The organism is Gallintestinimicrobium sp. (genome assembly GCF_046968865.1).
Lineage (GTDB): Bacteria > Bacillota > Clostridia > Lachnospirales > Lachnospiraceae > Gallintestinimicrobium > Gallintestinimicrobium propionicum.
The window spans coordinates 81,586-98,350 of sequence record NZ_JBKVPW010000011.1 but is presented as its reverse complement, the minus strand read 5'-3'; the positions used below and the strand labels follow the sequence as shown (position 1 = coordinate 98,350).

Here is a 16,765-nt window from a genome sequence, read left to right as displayed (position 1 = left end):
TGCCTGACTTTCATTTTTCCGAAAGGAGAATTTACCATGTATGATGCAATCATAATCGGTGCCGGTGTGACCGGATGCGCGATTGCACGGGAGCTTTCCCGTTATCAACTAAATATCCTGGTGCTGGAAAAAGAAGAGGACGTCTGCTGCGGAACCTCCAAAGCAAACAGCGCCATCATCCATGCCGGACACGACGCAAAGCCCGGCTCCTTAAAAGCCCGTTTTAATGTGAGAGGGAACGAACTCATGGATCAGCTCTCCGCTGACCTCGATTTTCCCTTTACCAGAAACGGCTCCCTGGTACTTTGTTTTGAAGAATCCCAGATTCCGGAACTGGAAGAGCTGGCAGACCGCGGACGCAAAAACGGCGTTCCCGGTCTTTCCATCGTGACCGGTGAGGCTATCAAGTCCCTCGAGCCAGCACTTTCCGACGACGTAAAGGCAGTGCTTGTCTGCCCGACCGGTGGAATTGTATGTCCGTTCCTGATGACGATCGCCCTGGCGGAAAACGCTGCCGTAAACGGCGTTTCGTTCCGCTTTGACACTACAGTAAAAGCCCTTTCCCGCAACGCTTCTGACGGTCACTGGAACGTTTTAACCGCTGCCGGCGACACCTTTGAAGCGCGCTGTATCATCAACGCCGCCGGTGTCTATGCGGACGAGCTGCACAATCAGGTCAGCGCCCACAAGCTTTCTATCACGCCCCGCCGCGGAGAATACCAGCTTCTGGACAAAAAAGCCGGAACCCTCGTTTCCCATACGATCTTTCAGCTTCCCGGAAAGATGGGCAAGGGCATTTTGGTCAGCCCTACCGTCCACGGAAACCTGTTAGTCGGTCCCACCGCCGAAAACCTTTCCGATAAAGAGGCCGTCAATACCACCCAGGCAGGACTTGCTGACGTTATGGAAAAAGGACGGCTCAGCGTTCCGTCCCTGCCCGGTAATCTGACAATTACCTCGTTTGCAGGTCTGCGCGCCTCCGAAGCAGGCGGTGATTTCGTAATTGGTGAGGCAGAGGATGCTCCCGGCTTCTTTGACTGTGCCGGAATCGAATCTCCCGGTCTTTCCTCCGCTCCCGCAATCGGGGAATATGTTGCAGAGCTGGTTTCCCATAAGCTGGGGGCTTCCTGCAAGGACAACTTTATTGCGACCCGCAAGGGCATTCCCTGTGTCGCTTCTGCTTCCCCGGAGGAATTAAAAGAGCTTCTGTCAGAAGATCCTGCATACGGCAATGTGATCTGCCGCTGTGAAACCGTTACAGAGGGAGAAATTATAAATGCAATCCGCCGTCCGGTCGGCGCACGCTCCTTAGACGGCGTAAAACGACGCACCCGTGCCGGAATGGGACGCTGTCAGGCAGGTTTCTGTTCTCCCAGAGTCATGGAAATCCTCGAACGCGAGCTTTCCATGAACCCACTTTCTGTCACCAAACACGGGCAAGGCTCTGAACTGCTTACCGGCACTACAAGGGAGGAATCGGGCTTATGAAACAATATGATCTGATCGTCATCGGCGGAGGTCCTGCCGGACTTGCTGCCGCTATCGCCGCCCATAAAAACGGAGTTTCCAATCTTCTGATCCTCGAACGCGATCAGGAGCTGGGCGGCATTTTAAATCAGTGTATCCACAACGGCTTCGGTCTGCACACCTTTCAGGAAGAGCTGACCGGACCAGAATACGCTTCCCGTTTCATCGACGAAGCGCTCGCACTGGAAATTCCCTATAAGCTCTCCACAATGGTTCTGGATATCAGCACAGACGCTTCCACAGGCCTGCATTGTGTTACAGCCATGAACCGCACAGACGGACTCCTGCAGCTGCCCTGCCGCAGTGTAATTCTCGCGATGGGCTGCCGTGAACGCCCCAGAGGCGCTTTAAACATCCCCGGCTTCCGTCCGGCAGGCATTTACACCGCCGGTACAGCCCAGCGTCTCGTCAATATGGAAGGCTTTCTCCCGGGTAAAGAGGTAGTAATCCTCGGCTCCGGCGATATCGGTCTGATTATGGCGCGTCGAATGACCCTCGAAGGTGCGAAAGTCAAAGCCGTTGCCGAGCTGATGCCCTATTCCGGCGGTCTGCAGCGAAATATCGTCCAGTGCCTGGAGGATTTTGACATTCCGCTGCTGCTTTCCCATACAGTCATCGATATTCAGGGAAAAGATCGCGTAACCGGCATTACACTGGCACAGGTCGGTCCTGACCGCAAGCCGATCCCCGGAACCGAGCAAAATATCCCCTGCGATACACTGCTGCTCTCCTGTGGACTTATCCCCGAAAACGAACTTTCCACCAAACTCGGTGTATCCTTATCCCCCGTCACAGGCGGTCCACTGGTGAATGAAAGCCTCGAAACGAACGTTCCCGGCGTATTCGCCTGCGGCAATGTTCTGCACGTACATGATCTGGTCGATTACGTTTCCGAAGAAGCCGGACGTGCCGGAAAATTCGCGGCAGAATATATCCGGCAGACAGCGGATGACCGCGCGGGCACTGCTTCCGCTGAACAGAATTTGACCACACAGGCTGACAGCGGCGCGAGCAGCGCTTCCGCCGGGCAAGGTTCAACCGGCGTGAAGGCTAACAATAACGCTCACAACGCCGCTGCTGCGGACGGCTCCACCGGCATCCCGCTTATTCCATCGGGCGGCGTCCGATACACGGTTCCGCAGTCCATTCGGCTGTCCCATATGGAGGACTCGCTTCTGGTTCGTTTCCGCGTCGGAAGCGTATTCACAGACGCAGTATTGACTGTTACAGCAGGTGATACCTGTCTGCTGCGCCAGAAAAAGAAGAAGCTCGCGCCCGGCGAAATGCAGCAGATCATCCTGAAAAAATCTGCAATTCCCGCCGACGCACAATCCATCACAATCTGTGTTGCAAAAGAGGAGGGCTGATTTGTTATGGAAGAAAAAAATCTAATCTGCATCTGCTGCCCTCTGGGCTGCCCGCTTACTGTTACGCTTGAAAACGGCGAGGTTGTATCCGTCACCGGCAATACCTGCCCCCGCGGCGCTGCTTACGGTCGTAGGGAGGTCACCAATCCAACCCGTATCGTAACTTCTACAGCGCTGGTTTCCGGCGGCGTCCTGCCTGTCGTTTCCGTTAAGACTGCCTCCGATATCCCCAAAGGTAAAATAAAGGATGTCATGGAAGCGATCCGTCAGATCCACGCTGTCGCCCCGGTTCAAATCGGAGATGTCCTGCTGCGCGACGCGGCAGGTACGGGTGCGGATATCGTCGCCACTAAAAATATTCCGGTTGCCACCGGTTTCAGGGAGAACTGATCCGAAATGCTTACAGATAAATTTAAAAAAAACGCGGATGCACTCCGGCATAAAAAGCTGTTCCTGCTGGATATGGACGGCACGATCTATAATGAAAATTCAATTTTTGAAGGAACGCTGGATTTTCTTTCCCAGATTGAAAAAAATGGAGGACGCTATATTTTCATCACCAACAATTCCTCCAAATCCGTAAAGGACTATGTGGAAAAGGTAAACCGGATGGGAATTACCGCCGATGCTTCGCATTTCTATACTTCCAGCCAGGCAACCGCTTTTTATCTTCAGGAGAATTATCCCGGACAGACCGTTTTCTGTATGGGAACCCGTTCTCTTGTCGCAGAGCTGGAGCAAAACGGCATCCGCGTTGTCACGAAGCCGGAGGATTCCGCCTCTGTCGTTTTAATCGGCTTTGATACAGAAAATACCTCTGAAAAGGTACGTGACACCTGCATCATGCTCGGGCGTGAGGTTGCTTATCTTGCAACCAATCCGGATCTTGTCTGTCCGGTCAGCTTCGGCTACATCCCGGATTGCGGCTCCATGAGCATCATGCTCAAAAATGCGACCGGCAAAACACCGTTTTTCATCGGCAAGCCAGAACCGATCATGATCGACTGTGTTTTAAAAAAGCTCGGCATCTCCAAAGAGGACACCGTGATCGTCGGTGACCGCATCTACACAGACATCGCCTGCGGTGTCAATGCAGGAGTCGATACGATCTGTGTCCTCTCCGGCGAGGCAACACTTGATGACCTGGAAAAGAGCGACACCAAACCAACCTGGATTTTCGACAGTGTCCGTGAAGTGTGCACAGAACTGGCGCGGTAGCGCCTGCGATTCTCCAAACAGTCCCGATGCAATTTTTCGAAACATCCACAATCGTTTATCGTTTCAGGCATATATAGATAAAAACGAACAAAAATGCGCCTGCCGCACGGAATCTTTTCTCCATGACAGACGCATTTTTTCAATGGAAAGCGCAGGCTTCCAGCCATATTATGTCTCCCCGACATCAACCCATGCCCGGCTGTTCAACAGCTGCTTTCTCTGCCTCCAGTCCGGCATCAGCTCCGTCATAAGCTGATGAAATGCTGCAGAGTGATTCGGCTGGATAAAATGGCAAAACTCATGTACTGCAACATATTCCATGCACGCAGGCGGCGTCTCCCCAAGCTGTCTGGAAAAAGTCACGATCTTCTTTTTCGGCTGACAGCTTCCCCATCGGGACACCATACTGCGCACTTTAATCTGGGGCCATGCTACCCCCATCCGGGAAAAAACCGGATAAATCCTCTCACAGATTTCTTCCATCTGCTCCAGGCAGCACTGTGTCAGATACCCTTCGAGCATCCGTCTGCGTCTGTCTGCATCGGATGGATTTTTCTGTGTCACTAAAATCACACGGCCGATCCGCTCCACCGACTCTTTCCTGCCCTCCACAACACAAAGGCGGCAGGCTTTTCCACACTGATAAAGCACATCCCCATCTTCATAACGTCGATTTTTCCCGGCGCTGATTCCATCTCCGGCTTCAATCAGCTTCAGACAGCGTTCCCGGTTCTGCAGGACAAAATCCGCATTTTCCAGAAGAAACGCCTCTATTTCCCACTGCGCTGTATCTCTGCTCGCAGAAACCAAAACGCGCCCATCTCTGTGGACGCGCAGGTTCATTCTCCTGATATTTTTCCGCTGCAGTTCATAAGGGACTGCAATCCCTTTCAGTACAATGATCTTTTCCATACATTCTACCACGGGCGCTGTCCGTCGGTTCCCCGGCAGGACAACGCCCGTACCTGTTGCAAATTATCGTTTCCTTTACGCGCTCACCAGACGAACTGTTTCCCGCGCAATGGCAAGCTCTTCATTGGTCGGAACCACCAGGGCTGTTACTTTGGATTCCGGAGTGGAAATAACAGCCTCCACACCGACTGCCGCCTTATTCTTTTCCAGATCGATCTCGCAGCCAAGGAAGCCTGTATACTGACTGATCAGAGCACGAACCTGTGCGTTGTTTTCACCAATTCCTGCTGTAAATACGATGGCATCCACACCGTTCATAGCAGCCGCATATGCACCGATATATTTGCCGACACGATAAGCGTATGCTTCCAGCGTCGTCTGCGCATGGTCGTTGCCTGCTGCCGCAGCTTCTACCAGATCACGGAAGTCGCTGGAAATACCGGACAGGCCAAGCACACCGGAGTTTTTGTTGCAGATATTGATGACCTCTGCAGCTGTCAGATTTTCTTTTTCTGCGATAAAACCAACGATCGCAGGATCCATATCGCCGCTTCTGGTTCCCATCATCAGGCCTTCCAGGGGCGTCAGACCCATGGAGGTATCCACGGATTTACCGTGGTCAACTGCGGATACGGAAGCACCGTTGCCAAGATGGCATACGATAATTTTCAGATCCTTTCTGTCTTTTCCAAGCAGTTCTCCGACACGTTTGGAAACGAAATCATGGCTGGTTCCATGGAAGCCGTAACGACGTACTTTGTATTTCTCATAATATTCATACGGCAGACCGTATAAATAAGCTTTGCCGGGCATCGTCTGATGAAATGCGGTATCGAATACAGCTACCATCGGCACGCCGGGCATTACCCTCTGGCAGGATCTGATACCGATCAGGTTTGCCGGATTGTGAAGCGGTGCAAGGTCATTGCACTCCGCAATTGCCTCCAGTACACTGTCATCAATCACAACAGATCCCTTGAATTTTTCTCCGCCATGTACGATTCTGTGACCTACTGCATCAATTTCCTTCAAAGATGCGATCACGCCCTCTGCAGGATCTGTCAGCTTCTCGATCACAACCTTTACTGCATCGGTATGATCCTTCATCAGAACCGCTTCCGTCTTTTTGCCTTCGCCGGCTTTCTGATGGGTTACGCTGCTGCCTTCGATTCCGATTCTTTCACACAGTCCCTTTGCCAGGACCTCTTCACTCTGGCTGTCGATCAGCTGATACTTCAAAGAGGAGCTGCCGCAGTTGATTACAAGCACTTTCATGGAAATAAATCCTCCTGTTTTCTATTTTGACAGTCTCCGATCACACCGGAGGCTGTTTTTGCACCGCATACATTTTTATTGTACCATTTCACACGGTAAAAAACCAGTCCCGCAGCTATAAAAAGAATGTGCCTTGGCACATTCTCGCGCCGGGGCGCGGTTGCTTCGGCAACCATCCACCCTTGCGCCGAGTGCGCATCCTCGCGGAGCGTTTTTATTTCATAGGATGCATTTTCCTATGAGATAAAAAACAGGGACAGACTATTTTCGTCCGCCCCTGTTCTGATTCCGGATTTCATGCTGTTATCCGTCAGCCCTGCCATCCAAAGCTGCAGATATCACGGATATGGTTTCGACTTTTCAGATCAGCTCCAGCACAGCCTCTCCCTTTGCCGGAACCGAAATTTCCTGCATATTGCCGTTTTCGTCATGCATCACCAATGCAAAAGCAGCATCCTCTTCCCTGTTTTTACCATCTGCCGTTACGACAATTTTTTTACCGCTGCGGATCGCTTTTACGGTTTCCACAATCTGTCCGTGGATATCCGGGATTTTGCAGACTGCCTCTTTTCCATCCTTTAATGCAAACAGATGCAGCACAGAGCTTGCCGCATAATCATAATCCGGGCGCTCTGTCACGCTGCCGACTGCCAGCAGGGTATTTTCCCGCACATAAAGCGGCAGGGAGAAATAGTCAAATCTGTCCTTGTAAAACCTTCCGCCCTCTTTGACTGTACCGTCCAGATAATTTGTCCACGTGCCCTCCGGCAGATACCAGGCTGCGCTGCCATCCTCCGAAAAGATCGGTGCTGTCAGCAGACTTTCCCCCAGCATATACTGCATATCCAGAGTCTGGCAGGCCGGATCGTCTTCAAACGCAAATACCATAGGACGCATTACCGGCGTACCGTCCTCATGCGCTTCCACCGCTTTTGCATACAGATACGGCATCAGGCTGCATTTCAGCTGCACAAAATATCTCGCCACATCACAGGCCTGCTCATCAAATGCCCACGGTACCCGGTAGCTTCCCGATCCATGCAGACGGCTGTGAGAGGAAAGCAATCCAAATGCAAGCCATCGTTTGTATACATCTGCAGGAGCAGTATTTTCAAAGCCACCGATATCATGACTCCAGAAGGAAAATCCAGACATCGCAAACGACAGACCTCCACGCAGCGTCTCTGCCATGGAAATGTAAGATGCGCTGCTGTCACCTCCCCAGTGCACAGGGAACTGCTGTCCTCCTGCTGTCGCACTTCTTGCAAAAACAACCGCCTCCTGCTGACCTTTTACTTCTTTCAACAGTTCAAAAACACAGCGGTTATAAAGAAATGCATAGTAATTGTGCATGCTGACCGGCTCGCTGCCATCCTGGTACACAACATCGATCGGGATTCTCTCGCCAAAATCCGTTTTAAAGCAGTCCACACCCATTTCCAACAGGCTGCGCAGCTTGCCCTGATACCATTTGCAGGCTTTCGGATTTGTAAAATCCACAACTCCCATGCCATTCTGCCAGTTATCGGTCTGCCAGATACCGTGTCCGTCTGCGCGCTTCAACAGATAACCGCCTGCTGCAGCTTCCCGGAAGGTTTTTGTTCCCTGCGCAATATACGGGTTGATCCATACACAGATTTTCAGCCCTCTTTCATGATAACGCTGCAGCATTCCCTTTACATCCGGGAATGTCTCCGGATCCCATTCAAAATCACACCACTGCAGTCCTTTCATCCAGAAGCAGTCAAAATGGAATACGCTCAGGGGGATCTTCCTCTCCTCCATGCCTTCCAGAAAAGAGGTAACTGTCTGCTCATCATAATCCGTCGTAAAGGAGGTAGAAAGCCACAGTCCAAAAGACCATGCCGGAGGAAGCGCCGGACGTCCGGTCAGACCCGTATAGGCTTTTAAAATTTCCTTATGAGTCGGTCCGTAAAAAAGATAGTACCGGAGTTCTTCCCCGGGTACAGAAAATCCGACATACTCCACCTTCTCGCTTGCTACTTCAAAGGACACATTGCCTGTATGATCCACAAATACACCATAGCCTCTGTTGGTCATATAAAACGGAATATTTTTATAGGCTACCTGTGAAGCTGTACCTCCATCCTCGTTCCAGGTTTCTACTGCCTGACCATTTTTGACAAACGCAGTAAAGCGTTCTCCGAAGCCATATACATTTTCTCCGGGTGCAAGCAAAAGATCCTGGGTCATATAAGGGGTGTACTCATGCTCCTTCATATAATTATCCTGCGGCAGCATGCTGGAGACTCTTTTGTCCCAGCGGACATAGCCGAGATTATGGAATCCGGAGGACGTCAGCAGTTTTCCATCTGCCCAGAAGCTGTAGCCCCAGTTTTTCCGGTCAACATGCACACTCACGCGTCCGGCATCCAAAACTGCCTCATTCTCCGTTATTGTCACAACTGCATCGCAGGTCGTCTCCTTTTTCTCAAATCGGGCCTCTCCCGTCCTGTAGCCCTCATAATGCCAGGCACGAACCGAAATCACCTCCGGAGAAACCGCGAGAAATTCTATTGTAATGGTCGGTCGATTTAATGTGTCGCCTCTGGATAATACCGGTGATGTCGGAGCCACTACCCGCAGTCCGTTTTCCATTGCTTCTATATGGTATGCCTGTGATGCGAACTGTCCGTTTGTCCTCTCACTCAATAACCAATATCCTTCTGTAAATTTCATGTTATTCTCCATTCCGCAGACGCTTACGCCGAAGAAATCGCGAGGCGAACATCCAGTTCGGCTCTGCGATCCCAGCTATTTTGTGACGCCTGCGGCACAAATAGCTGTGTGATCATCCCTTTACCGCACCTGCAACCATTCCTTCAATAATCTGCTTACTAAACACAAAATACAAAATTACGATAGGAGACATGGTGATCAGCATTGCCGCCATCTGCTTCGGATAATCTGATGCAAACTGTCCCTTAAACTGTGTCAGTGCCAGCGGTACTGTCTGCAGTGAAACATTTTTGATCAGTACCAATGCGAAGGAGAACTCATTCCAGCAGCTAAAGATCTGTATGATCGCAACTGTCACCAGGATCGGTTTGGTGATCGGCAGAATAATCCTCCAAAGTGTATTTGAAAAGCTGCTTCCATCAATTGCAGCTGCCTCTTCCAGCGAAACCGGAATGGTCTTGACATATCCTTCTACCAGAAAAATTCCCATCGGAAGCCCGAAGGACACATAGGGTAAAAGCAGCGTATACCACTGGTCGGAAATTCCGCAATTTTTGAAAACCACATAGATCGGCACCAGCAGCGAATGGATCGGAATAAGCATTCCCATCAAAAACATGACATACAGTGCGCGGTTTCCCTTAAAATGGACCCTTGCCAAAATATAACCCACAATAAACGAAAATAATACGATCAAAATAATGGACAGCGTAGTTGTACGTACACTGTTGAACATGGATTCTCCCAGATGATAATCGGAATTGCTCAGAATCCTGATGTAATTGATCAGAGTCGGATTTTTGGGCAGCCCTACAATATCTGCATTAAATGCCCTCTTTTCTTTTAACGAAGAGTACAGCATCCAGATCATCGGAAAAATACAGGACAGGGAGAAAACGATCAGGATCAGATTCATAAATACTGCCAGGATTCCTTTGCGGATACGATGTGTTCCATTATCCTTTTTCATGTCCTACGCCTCCTTTTCTCTGGTGAGCCGTTTGATCAGCCCCTGTGCTCCGCCGATCACAAGGAGCGATAATACAAAAATGCCGACAGAAATACAGCTGCCGTATCCCATATTACTCTGGTTAAAGGACACCTGATATCCGTACATCGCCATTACCATAGAGGCTGTTCCGGGACCGCCCTTTGTCATAACATAAATATTGTCAAAGGCTTTCATATTACCTGCAATACACAGCGTAATGCAGACAAGCATCGTATTCTTGATCAGCGGCAGTGTAATGTAGAGTGCACTCTGTATACCGTTCGCACCGTCAATTTCCGCGCTTTCAAAGATTTCGGTGCTGATGGAGGAAATCGCGGAAAGGATGATCACCATATAGTATCCGATATACTGCCAGATCAGCGGAATGGAGACAAGCAGCATGACCAGCTTTGTTTCGTTGAGCCATACCTTACAAAGATCCGGTCTGCCGATCGTTCTCAAAAACCAGTTGATGATTCCATACTGGTTATGGTAGATCATGTTCCAGATCAAACCAAGGCAAACTGCAGAAATTGTGCTTGGAAAGAAGCCAAAGGTTCGATGGATCCCCTTTAATTTGACAACTCTGGAATTTACCATCAGTACTAAAATAAAGGCAATACCGATCTGCCCAATAATACACGCCACAACCAGATAGATATTATGTCCGAAGGCCTGCCAGAAGGTACCGTCATGGAACAGAGTGATGTAGTTTGTTAGCCCTGTAAAGGTCTTCTGCGGGCCGCCCTTCCATTCATAAAAACTGTATACAAGTGCTGTAACCAATGGTACAAAAACAGTAAATACGAACATCGCCACCGGCACCAGCAGATACAGGAGAATCGTTCTTTTTTTTGGTTTGATCGCAGTCAGCATCAAGGATCCCTCCCTTATTTTGCGCAAAAGCCGTCCCGCCTGATGGCAGGCAGAACGGCTCTGTACTTTCCTATTTCGGAACCTTCTCAAGGCGCTCCGCCCCTTGAGAAGTAGCAGCCCCTTCGGAACCTTCTCAAGGCGCTCCGCCCCTTGAGAAGTAGCAGCCCCTTCGGAACCTTCTCAAGGCGCTCCGCCCCTTGAGAAGTAGCGGCCCCTTCGGTACCTTCTCAAGGCACTTCGCACCTTGAGAAGTAGCAGAAAATGCCCTGCTCTGCGGGGCAGGGCATTTTCCTTAGTAGTTGGCTTCGTATGCGTCCTGGGCGTTCTGGGCTACTTCTTCAGGGGTGATATCACCATTCATCATGGTCTGAAGGTCAGTATTTAAAACATCCCAAACTGCATTGGTAATGTAAGAATCATAAATTTCACAGGTATCGGTGTCCACATAAGACCAGTTGTAGAAATCCTGTGTGATCTGATCAAATGCGCTCAGGTCAACGTCTGCAACCTTGGTCAGGCCGCCCAGTGCATAATTTTCAGCTACATAGCTTGCAAATGCGGGACCGGTAATGTACTCAGCCAGGTCAATTGCTGCTGCCAGTTTTTCAGGATCGTCAGCCAGCTTGGAGTTGATTGCAACTGCGTATCCAAGACCGATATTCTGGGAATTCGGAGCCTGTGTTGCATCTGCAGGCTGAGGCAGAACCGCAAAGCCCATGTTGTTGAATTTCTCTTCGTCAGCATCCTTTAAGGCTGCCCAGATGTAGGATTCATCCCAGTTACCGCCGATGAATGCTGCTGCATCGCCGGAAATGTAATATTCACGCGCATCTTCGTTGGTAACAACGTTAAAGTCTTCGTTGAAGATCTTGGTATCGGTAAAGAGTCTCTGCATCTCTGTCAGGGCGCTTACAAATGTATCATCTGTAAATGCTGCGCCGCTCTTTGCCACCAGGCTCATAAACCAGTCAGGACCGGTGTAACGATTGCCCAGTGTGGAAAGGAAATCGGAGTTTGCCTGCCACTTGCCGCCGTTGCCGAATGCAACTGTCGTAATACCCTTGCCGTTAAAGTACTCGGAAGCTTTTTCTACATCTTCCCAGGTAGACGGGAACTGATCGTATCCTGCTTCTTTCCACATTGCCTTATCATAAATCACAACAGTACAGGTACCGCCGGTCAGTGCCGGGAAGCCGTACATGGAATCTTCATAAGTAAACGGTGCGAAATACGCGGTATTGTAATCTGCATAATACGGAGATGCTTTGATATCATCTGTCAGATCATAAACCAGACCCTGTTTTGCCCAGTCGATGGTGTTCATGCCCTGAAGCAGGAATACATCGGGCAGGTCATCTGCTGCAGCCAGTGTTGCGATCTGTGTCTTATACTCTGCATTTGCAAGAACAGTCTGCGTCAGCGTAATATCCGGATGTGCGTCATCCCACTCACCCAGTACGGTACGGAAGCCATCAGAGCCGCCATTTCCTTCAGATTCTTCGGAAGTAGAGTAATGCATAATCTCGAGCTCGCCTGTATAAGCAAGTTCGGAACTGTCGCCTGCGGCAGCTTCTGTATCCGCAGTATCTGCAGCTGTAGATTCTGCCGCTTCTGTCTTAGCGGTCTCTTCTGCCGCCGGTGCAGAAGCAGTAGTTGCTGCTGTGGATCCGCACCCTGCTACTGTCGTTGCCAGCATTGCTGTTGAAAGTAACAAACCAAGCATTTTCTTTTTCATACCCCAAACCCTCCTATGAGTTTATAAAGTTTATAAAATTTAAGCATTCTCCGGAGCTTTCAGTATCCTGCATCCTTTACCGTTGTTTCCGAAGTAGCCATTACCGTACTACCCTCTGCTGCCATCCAGCTTTAAAACTGTTTGACCCTCATACAATTTTCCCTGTACTATCGTGATATTCCGCATTGCAGTTTTGGGCTTTTCGATCAGATCGATCAGCTTCTCTGCTGCGTACTGTCCAAGATGCTGTGTATCCTGACAGAGTGTCGTTAGATTCGGAACAGTCAGCTTTGCCAACCGGATTCCATCATAGCCTGCAATGGAAATATCTTCCGGGATAGACATTCCCCGTTCCCGGATCACATGGATGCCTCCCAATGCTGCAAAATCGTCCGGATATAAAATACAAGTCGGCGGTCTTCTCAGATCAAGAAGCTTCTCTGTCGCTTCTCCCGCGCCCTTGGTATCACGGTATCTTGTCATCATCACATATTCATCCGGGATCTCCACTCCAAACTTTTCTGCTGTCCTGTAAAAAGAGGACAGACGGTTTGTTGTAACTGCGGAATCTGTACCGTGGATATATGCAATTCTTCGATGTCCCATCTGATAAATATAAGTGAACAGATCTTCCATTCCCTTTGCGTTATCCGAAACAACTGCCAGACGATCATTGAAGATATAGTCGATGGTCACAACCGGAATATCACTCAGTGCAAGCTGCAGCACCTCCGACTCTGAAAAATCAACACATGCAATCATAATTCCGTCAAATCCCCGATATCTGGCATGCTCCAGATACGTCATCCGCTTTCCGCCGGAGCCTCCGCAATTGACAAATGTAAGATCATAATCTCTTGCCTCCGCAGCTACCTTGAAGCTATCCAATACTGCTGCGAAATAATCATGTGTCAGACCATTATGCTCTGCATCCGTGAAAAGAACTCCGATGTTATAACTGCGATTCGTCTTCAATGTCCTCGCAAACAGATTCGGACGATATCCCATTTCTTCTGCCTTCTCACGAATCATCTTCTTGCGTTCCTCGCTGATGTCTGCATGATCGTTCAGCGCCTTGCTGACTGTTGCAACGGAAACCTGACATTCCTTTGCGATGTCTTTTAAGGAAACCATATCGCCTACCTCCTGCCTTCGACACCTCCGTTTTTTCTTTGCGTCTTATCCTTATATCCTGCTGCTTTCTTTCACGCAGCAGTTTGTTACGTAAACGATATACTTAAACGTTTTCTTTAATTGCATTATATGCGCCATGCACATATATTTCAATATCTTTTTATTATTTTTAATCATTTTGCCACTTTATACAATTTGAAAATCAACTTTTTGTTGTATTTTTATATTTTATCCTTCTCTTTTACTTACGCATCATAGTTTCGCTGCAGTTTCGTCAACATAACCCAGAAAATCGTCCTTTGACGCTTTCATTTTCGTAAGCTGTTCCTTTTCATTTTCATTGATTTTATCGCATTTTTTCAATATAATTCGAAATATATAATAGCTCTGCGTTTAACTTAATCGTTTAAACTGCAGTTGCCTGGCACAGGCTTTCTTGTACAGCAGACGCCCCAAAGCATCCTGAAACCTCATTTCAAAAGAGGATCTGCGCAGAGCTTCTTCGGCACAAAGGCGTCTGTAGAATGGAGGGTTTTATGAAATACGGTTACTTTGATGATATCAACCGGGAATATGTCATCACAGATCCTGCAACGCCGCTTCCCTGGATCAACTATCTTGGCTGCCGCGATTTTTTCAGTCTTATTTCCAACACCTGCGGCGGCTACTCTTTCTATAAAGATGCAAAGCTTCTCCGTCTGACCCGCTATCGCTACAACAACGTCCCTGCGGATTCCAATGGCAGATATTTCTATCTCAAAGAAGGAAACAGCATCTGGAATCCCGGCTGGCAGCCGACCCAGACCCCTCTGGATTTTTATGAATGCCGGCATGGAATGGGATACAGCCGCTTTACCGGGCAGAAAAACCATCTGAAGGCCTCCCTGCTCACCTTCGTACCTCTTGAGGATTCCTGCGAGATCAATCAGCTTACGCTTACCAATGATTCTGAGCGGGAGAAAACGATTCAGTTGTTTTCTTATCTGGAATGGTGTCTCTGGAATGCGGATGATGATATGAAGAATTTCCAGCGTAACTTCAGCACCGGAGAGGTGGAAATAGAAGGTTCCATTCTTTATCACAAAACAGAATACCGGGAACGTCGGAATCACTACGCTCTGTTTTCTGTCAACACACCGATAACCGCCTTCGAGACAGACCGGGATTCCTTTCTTGGTCCATACCGCAGCAATCAGAATCCTTCCGCTGTTGAAAAAGGCCAGCTCTCCAATTCCGTAGCCAGCGGCTGGTCTCCTATTGCAGCCCATCAGATTGATCTGACACTTCAGCCGGGCGAAAGCAAAACCTTTATTTTTGTCACTGCATATGTCGAAGTATCCGTTGAAGAAAAATGGGAAGCGCCGGGTGTCATCAATAAAAAGCCTGCCCATGCCCTTTTGTCACGCTACAGTAATCCCGACCAGGTACAAGATGCTTTTCTTGCGCTTCGCCATTACTGGACAGCGCTTCTGTCCCGATATCATATTTCCTCTGACTCCAGGGAAGTGGATCGCATGGTAAATATCTGGAACCAGTACCAGTGCATGGTTACCTTCAATATGTCCCGAAGCGCTTCTTATTACGAATCCGGCATCGGCCGTGGAATGGGGTTCCGTGACTCCTGTCAGGATCTGCTCGGTTTCGTCCATCTGATTCCGGAGCGCGCCCGCGAGCGAATACTGGATATCGCAGCCACTCAGTTTGAGGATGGCAGTGCATACCATCAGTATCAGCCGCTGACCAAACGTGGAAACGCAGATATCGGCGGAGGCTTTAACGACGATCCCCTCTGGCTGATCGCCGGTACGGTTGCTTACATCAAAGAAACCGGCGATTTTTCCATTTTAAAAGAGCCAGTTACCTTTAACAGCACCCCCGGAACTCAGCAGCCGCTTTTGGAGCATCTGAAACGCTCCTTTGACTTTACTGCAACGCATAAGGGACCTCACGGGCTTCCGCTGATCGGTCGTGCCGACTGGAATGACTGTCTGAATTTAAACTGTTTTTCCGCAGAGCCCGGCGAATCCTTCCAGACCTTTGGACCAAGTGAGGGTCCTGTTGCAGAATCCGTATTTATTGCCGGAATGTTCGTTAAATATGGGGAAGAGTACGCGCAGCTTGTCTCTCTTCTCGGCAATGCTGTGGAGGCAGTCCGTGCCCGTAAGGAGGTTGCAGCAGTCTATCAGGCAGTCCTGGATTCCGGCTGGGACGGGGAATGGTTCCTCCGGGCCTACGATGCCTACAGCCACAAGGTCGGCTCCCGGGAATGTGAAGAAGGTCAGATCTTTATCGAACCCCAGGGCTTCTGCGTCCTCGCAGGCATTGGCGTACAGGAAGGGCTTGCGCAAAAAGCCATGGACTCTGTCCAAAAACATCTGGATACCAAATACGGCGTCATGCTCCTGCAGCCTGCCTATACCAGATATCACCTGGAGCTTGGAGAGGTCAGCTCCTACCCGCCCGGGTACAAGGAAAATGCCGGAATCTTCTGCCACAATAATCCCTGGATTTCCATCGCAGAAACCGTCATTGGCAGAGGCAATCGCGCATTTGAGGTATATCGTAAAACCTGTCCCGCTTATCTGGAAGATATCAGTGACATCCACCGCACCGAGCCTTACGTTTATGCACAGATGGTTGCCGGCGCAGACGCTCCCAGACACGGTGAAGCAAAAAACAGCTGGCTGACCGGTACTGCGGCATGGACCTTTGTCAATATCTCCCAATACATCCTTGGCATTTGCCCCGACTGGAACGGTCTGCGTATTGATCCCTGCATTCCTTCCGATTGCAGCGGATATGATATCCACAGGCACTACCGCAATGCCGACTATGATATCCACATCCATAACCCGAACCACGTGGAAAAGGGCGTTGTTTCCCTTCTTGTTGACGGAACCCCCGTTGACGGCTGTGTCGTTCCTTTCACCGAAGCCAAACAGCACTATGACGTTACGGTTGTGATGGGCTAAACTGCTGATCTGCCCGGAACCTGCGTAAATTACGGATGTTTCGAATATTGTAGCAGCG

General features: G+C 49.6%; 12 protein-coding genes. 5 read left to right on the top strand and 7 right to left on the bottom strand.

The features are described 5' to 3' along the window. Positions 1-36 precede the first annotated feature (36 nt). Genes ACLTOQ_RS10885 through ACLTOQ_RS10870 form a run of 4 tightly spaced genes read left to right on the top strand, consistent with a single transcriptional unit; the run spans position 37 to position 4,112 of the window. Entirely contained in the window at positions 37-1,488 is a 1,452-nt protein-coding gene (locus ACLTOQ_RS10885) for an NAD(P)/FAD-dependent oxidoreductase (RefSeq protein ID WP_262585238.1), read from the top strand. Continuing rightward, complete coding sequence (locus ACLTOQ_RS10880) at positions 1,485-2,894, top strand: NAD(P)/FAD-dependent oxidoreductase (RefSeq protein WP_349174680.1); 1,410 nt, start codon at positions 1,485-1,487, stop codon at positions 2,892-2,894. Before ACLTOQ_RS10885 ends, ACLTOQ_RS10880 begins: the two co-directional genes overlap by 4 nt. Before the next feature lie 6 nt (positions 2,895-2,900). After that, positions 2,901-3,284 (top strand): DUF1667 domain-containing protein, encoded by a 384-nt coding sequence (locus ACLTOQ_RS10875; protein WP_021915575.1) that lies wholly within the window; start codon positions 2,901-2,903, stop codon positions 3,282-3,284. Positions 3,285-3,290: 6 nt separating this feature from the next. Further along, entirely contained in the window at positions 3,291-4,112 is an 822-nt protein-coding gene (locus ACLTOQ_RS10870) for an HAD-IIA family hydrolase (protein WP_021915576.1), read from the top strand. Positions 4,113-4,280: 168 nt separating this feature from the next. On the opposite strand, the gene ACLTOQ_RS10865 is transcribed toward ACLTOQ_RS10870, so the two are convergent. From ACLTOQ_RS10865 to ACLTOQ_RS10835, 7 genes are all read right to left on the bottom strand, one after another. Next, positions 4,281-5,024, bottom strand: a complete 744-nt coding sequence (locus ACLTOQ_RS10865; protein ID WP_412271333.1) for a M48 family metallopeptidase — start codon at positions 5,022-5,024, stop codon at positions 4,281-4,283. A gap of 75 nt (positions 5,025-5,099) precedes the next feature. Continuing rightward, positions 5,100-6,299 carry an acetate/propionate family kinase gene (locus ACLTOQ_RS10860; protein WP_412271331.1) on the bottom strand — a complete coding sequence of 400 codons (1,200 nt, stop codon included), beginning with the start codon at positions 6,297-6,299 and terminating at the stop codon, positions 5,100-5,102. 360 nt (positions 6,300-6,659) lie between these two features. Next, the gene (gene yicI, locus ACLTOQ_RS10855) at positions 6,660-8,999 is read right to left on the bottom strand and encodes an alpha-xylosidase (RefSeq protein WP_412271329.1); all 2,340 of its coding nucleotides are present in this window, start codon (positions 8,997-8,999) and stop codon (positions 6,660-6,662) included. 112 nt (positions 9,000-9,111) lie between these two features. Then, the gene (locus tag ACLTOQ_RS10850) at positions 9,112-9,969 is read right to left on the bottom strand and encodes a carbohydrate ABC transporter permease (protein WP_021915580.1); all 858 of its coding nucleotides are present in this window, start codon (positions 9,967-9,969) and stop codon (positions 9,112-9,114) included. Between the two features lie 3 nt (positions 9,970-9,972). Beyond that, positions 9,973-10,866 (bottom strand): carbohydrate ABC transporter permease, encoded by an 894-nt coding sequence (locus tag ACLTOQ_RS10845; RefSeq protein ID WP_412319391.1) that lies wholly within the window; start codon positions 10,864-10,866, stop codon positions 9,973-9,975. Positions 10,867-11,158: 292 nt separating this feature from the next. Beyond that, a complete protein-coding gene (locus ACLTOQ_RS10840; protein WP_262585225.1) occupies positions 11,159-12,601 on the bottom strand; it encodes an extracellular solute-binding protein in 1,443 nt (480 codons plus the stop codon). A gap of 108 nt (positions 12,602-12,709) precedes the next feature. Then, positions 12,710-13,735 (bottom strand): LacI family DNA-binding transcriptional regulator, encoded by a 1,026-nt coding sequence (locus tag ACLTOQ_RS10835; RefSeq protein WP_412319390.1) that lies wholly within the window; start codon positions 13,733-13,735, stop codon positions 12,710-12,712. Between the two features lie 536 nt (positions 13,736-14,271). Between ACLTOQ_RS10835 and ACLTOQ_RS10830 the strand changes: the two genes are divergently transcribed. Beyond that, positions 14,272-16,707 (top strand): GH36-type glycosyl hydrolase domain-containing protein, encoded by a 2,436-nt coding sequence (locus ACLTOQ_RS10830; RefSeq protein ID WP_412319389.1) that lies wholly within the window; start codon positions 14,272-14,274, stop codon positions 16,705-16,707. Positions 16,708-16,765 lie beyond the last annotated feature (58 nt).

Coding starts and splice junctions, on each gene's coding strand:
- yicI (WP_412271329.1), bottom strand. CDS start 8,999: ATGAAATTTACAGAAGGATATTGGTTATTGAGTGAGAGGACAAACGGA.
- ACLTOQ_RS10850 (WP_021915580.1), bottom strand. CDS start 9,969: ATGAAAAAGGATAATGGAACACATCGTATCCGCAAAGGAATCCTGGCA.
- ACLTOQ_RS10860 (WP_412271331.1), bottom strand. CDS start 6,299: ATGAAAGTGCTTGTAATCAACTGCGGCAGCTCCTCTTTGAAGTATCAG.
- ACLTOQ_RS10880 (WP_349174680.1), top strand. CDS start 1,485: ATGAAACAATATGATCTGATCGTCATCGGCGGAGGTCCTGCCGGACTT.
- ACLTOQ_RS10865 (WP_412271333.1), bottom strand. CDS start 5,024: ATGGAAAAGATCATTGTACTGAAAGGGATTGCAGTCCCTTATGAACTG.
- ACLTOQ_RS10875 (WP_021915575.1), top strand. CDS start 2,901: ATGGAAGAAAAAAATCTAATCTGCATCTGCTGCCCTCTGGGCTGCCCG.
- ACLTOQ_RS10845 (WP_412319391.1), bottom strand. CDS start 10,866: ATGCTGACTGCGATCAAACCAAAAAAAAGAACGATTCTCCTGTATCTG.
- ACLTOQ_RS10885 (WP_262585238.1), top strand. CDS start 37: ATGTATGATGCAATCATAATCGGTGCCGGTGTGACCGGATGCGCGATT.
- ACLTOQ_RS10870 (WP_021915576.1), top strand. CDS start 3,291: ATGCTTACAGATAAATTTAAAAAAAACGCGGATGCACTCCGGCATAAA.
- ACLTOQ_RS10835 (WP_412319390.1), bottom strand. CDS start 13,735: ATGGTTTCCTTAAAAGACATCGCAAAGGAATGTCAGGTTTCCGTTGCA.
- ACLTOQ_RS10830 (WP_412319389.1), top strand. CDS start 14,272: ATGAAATACGGTTACTTTGATGATATCAACCGGGAATATGTCATCACA.
- ACLTOQ_RS10840 (WP_262585225.1), bottom strand. CDS start 12,601: ATGAAAAAGAAAATGCTTGGTTTGTTACTTTCAACAGCAATGCTGGCA.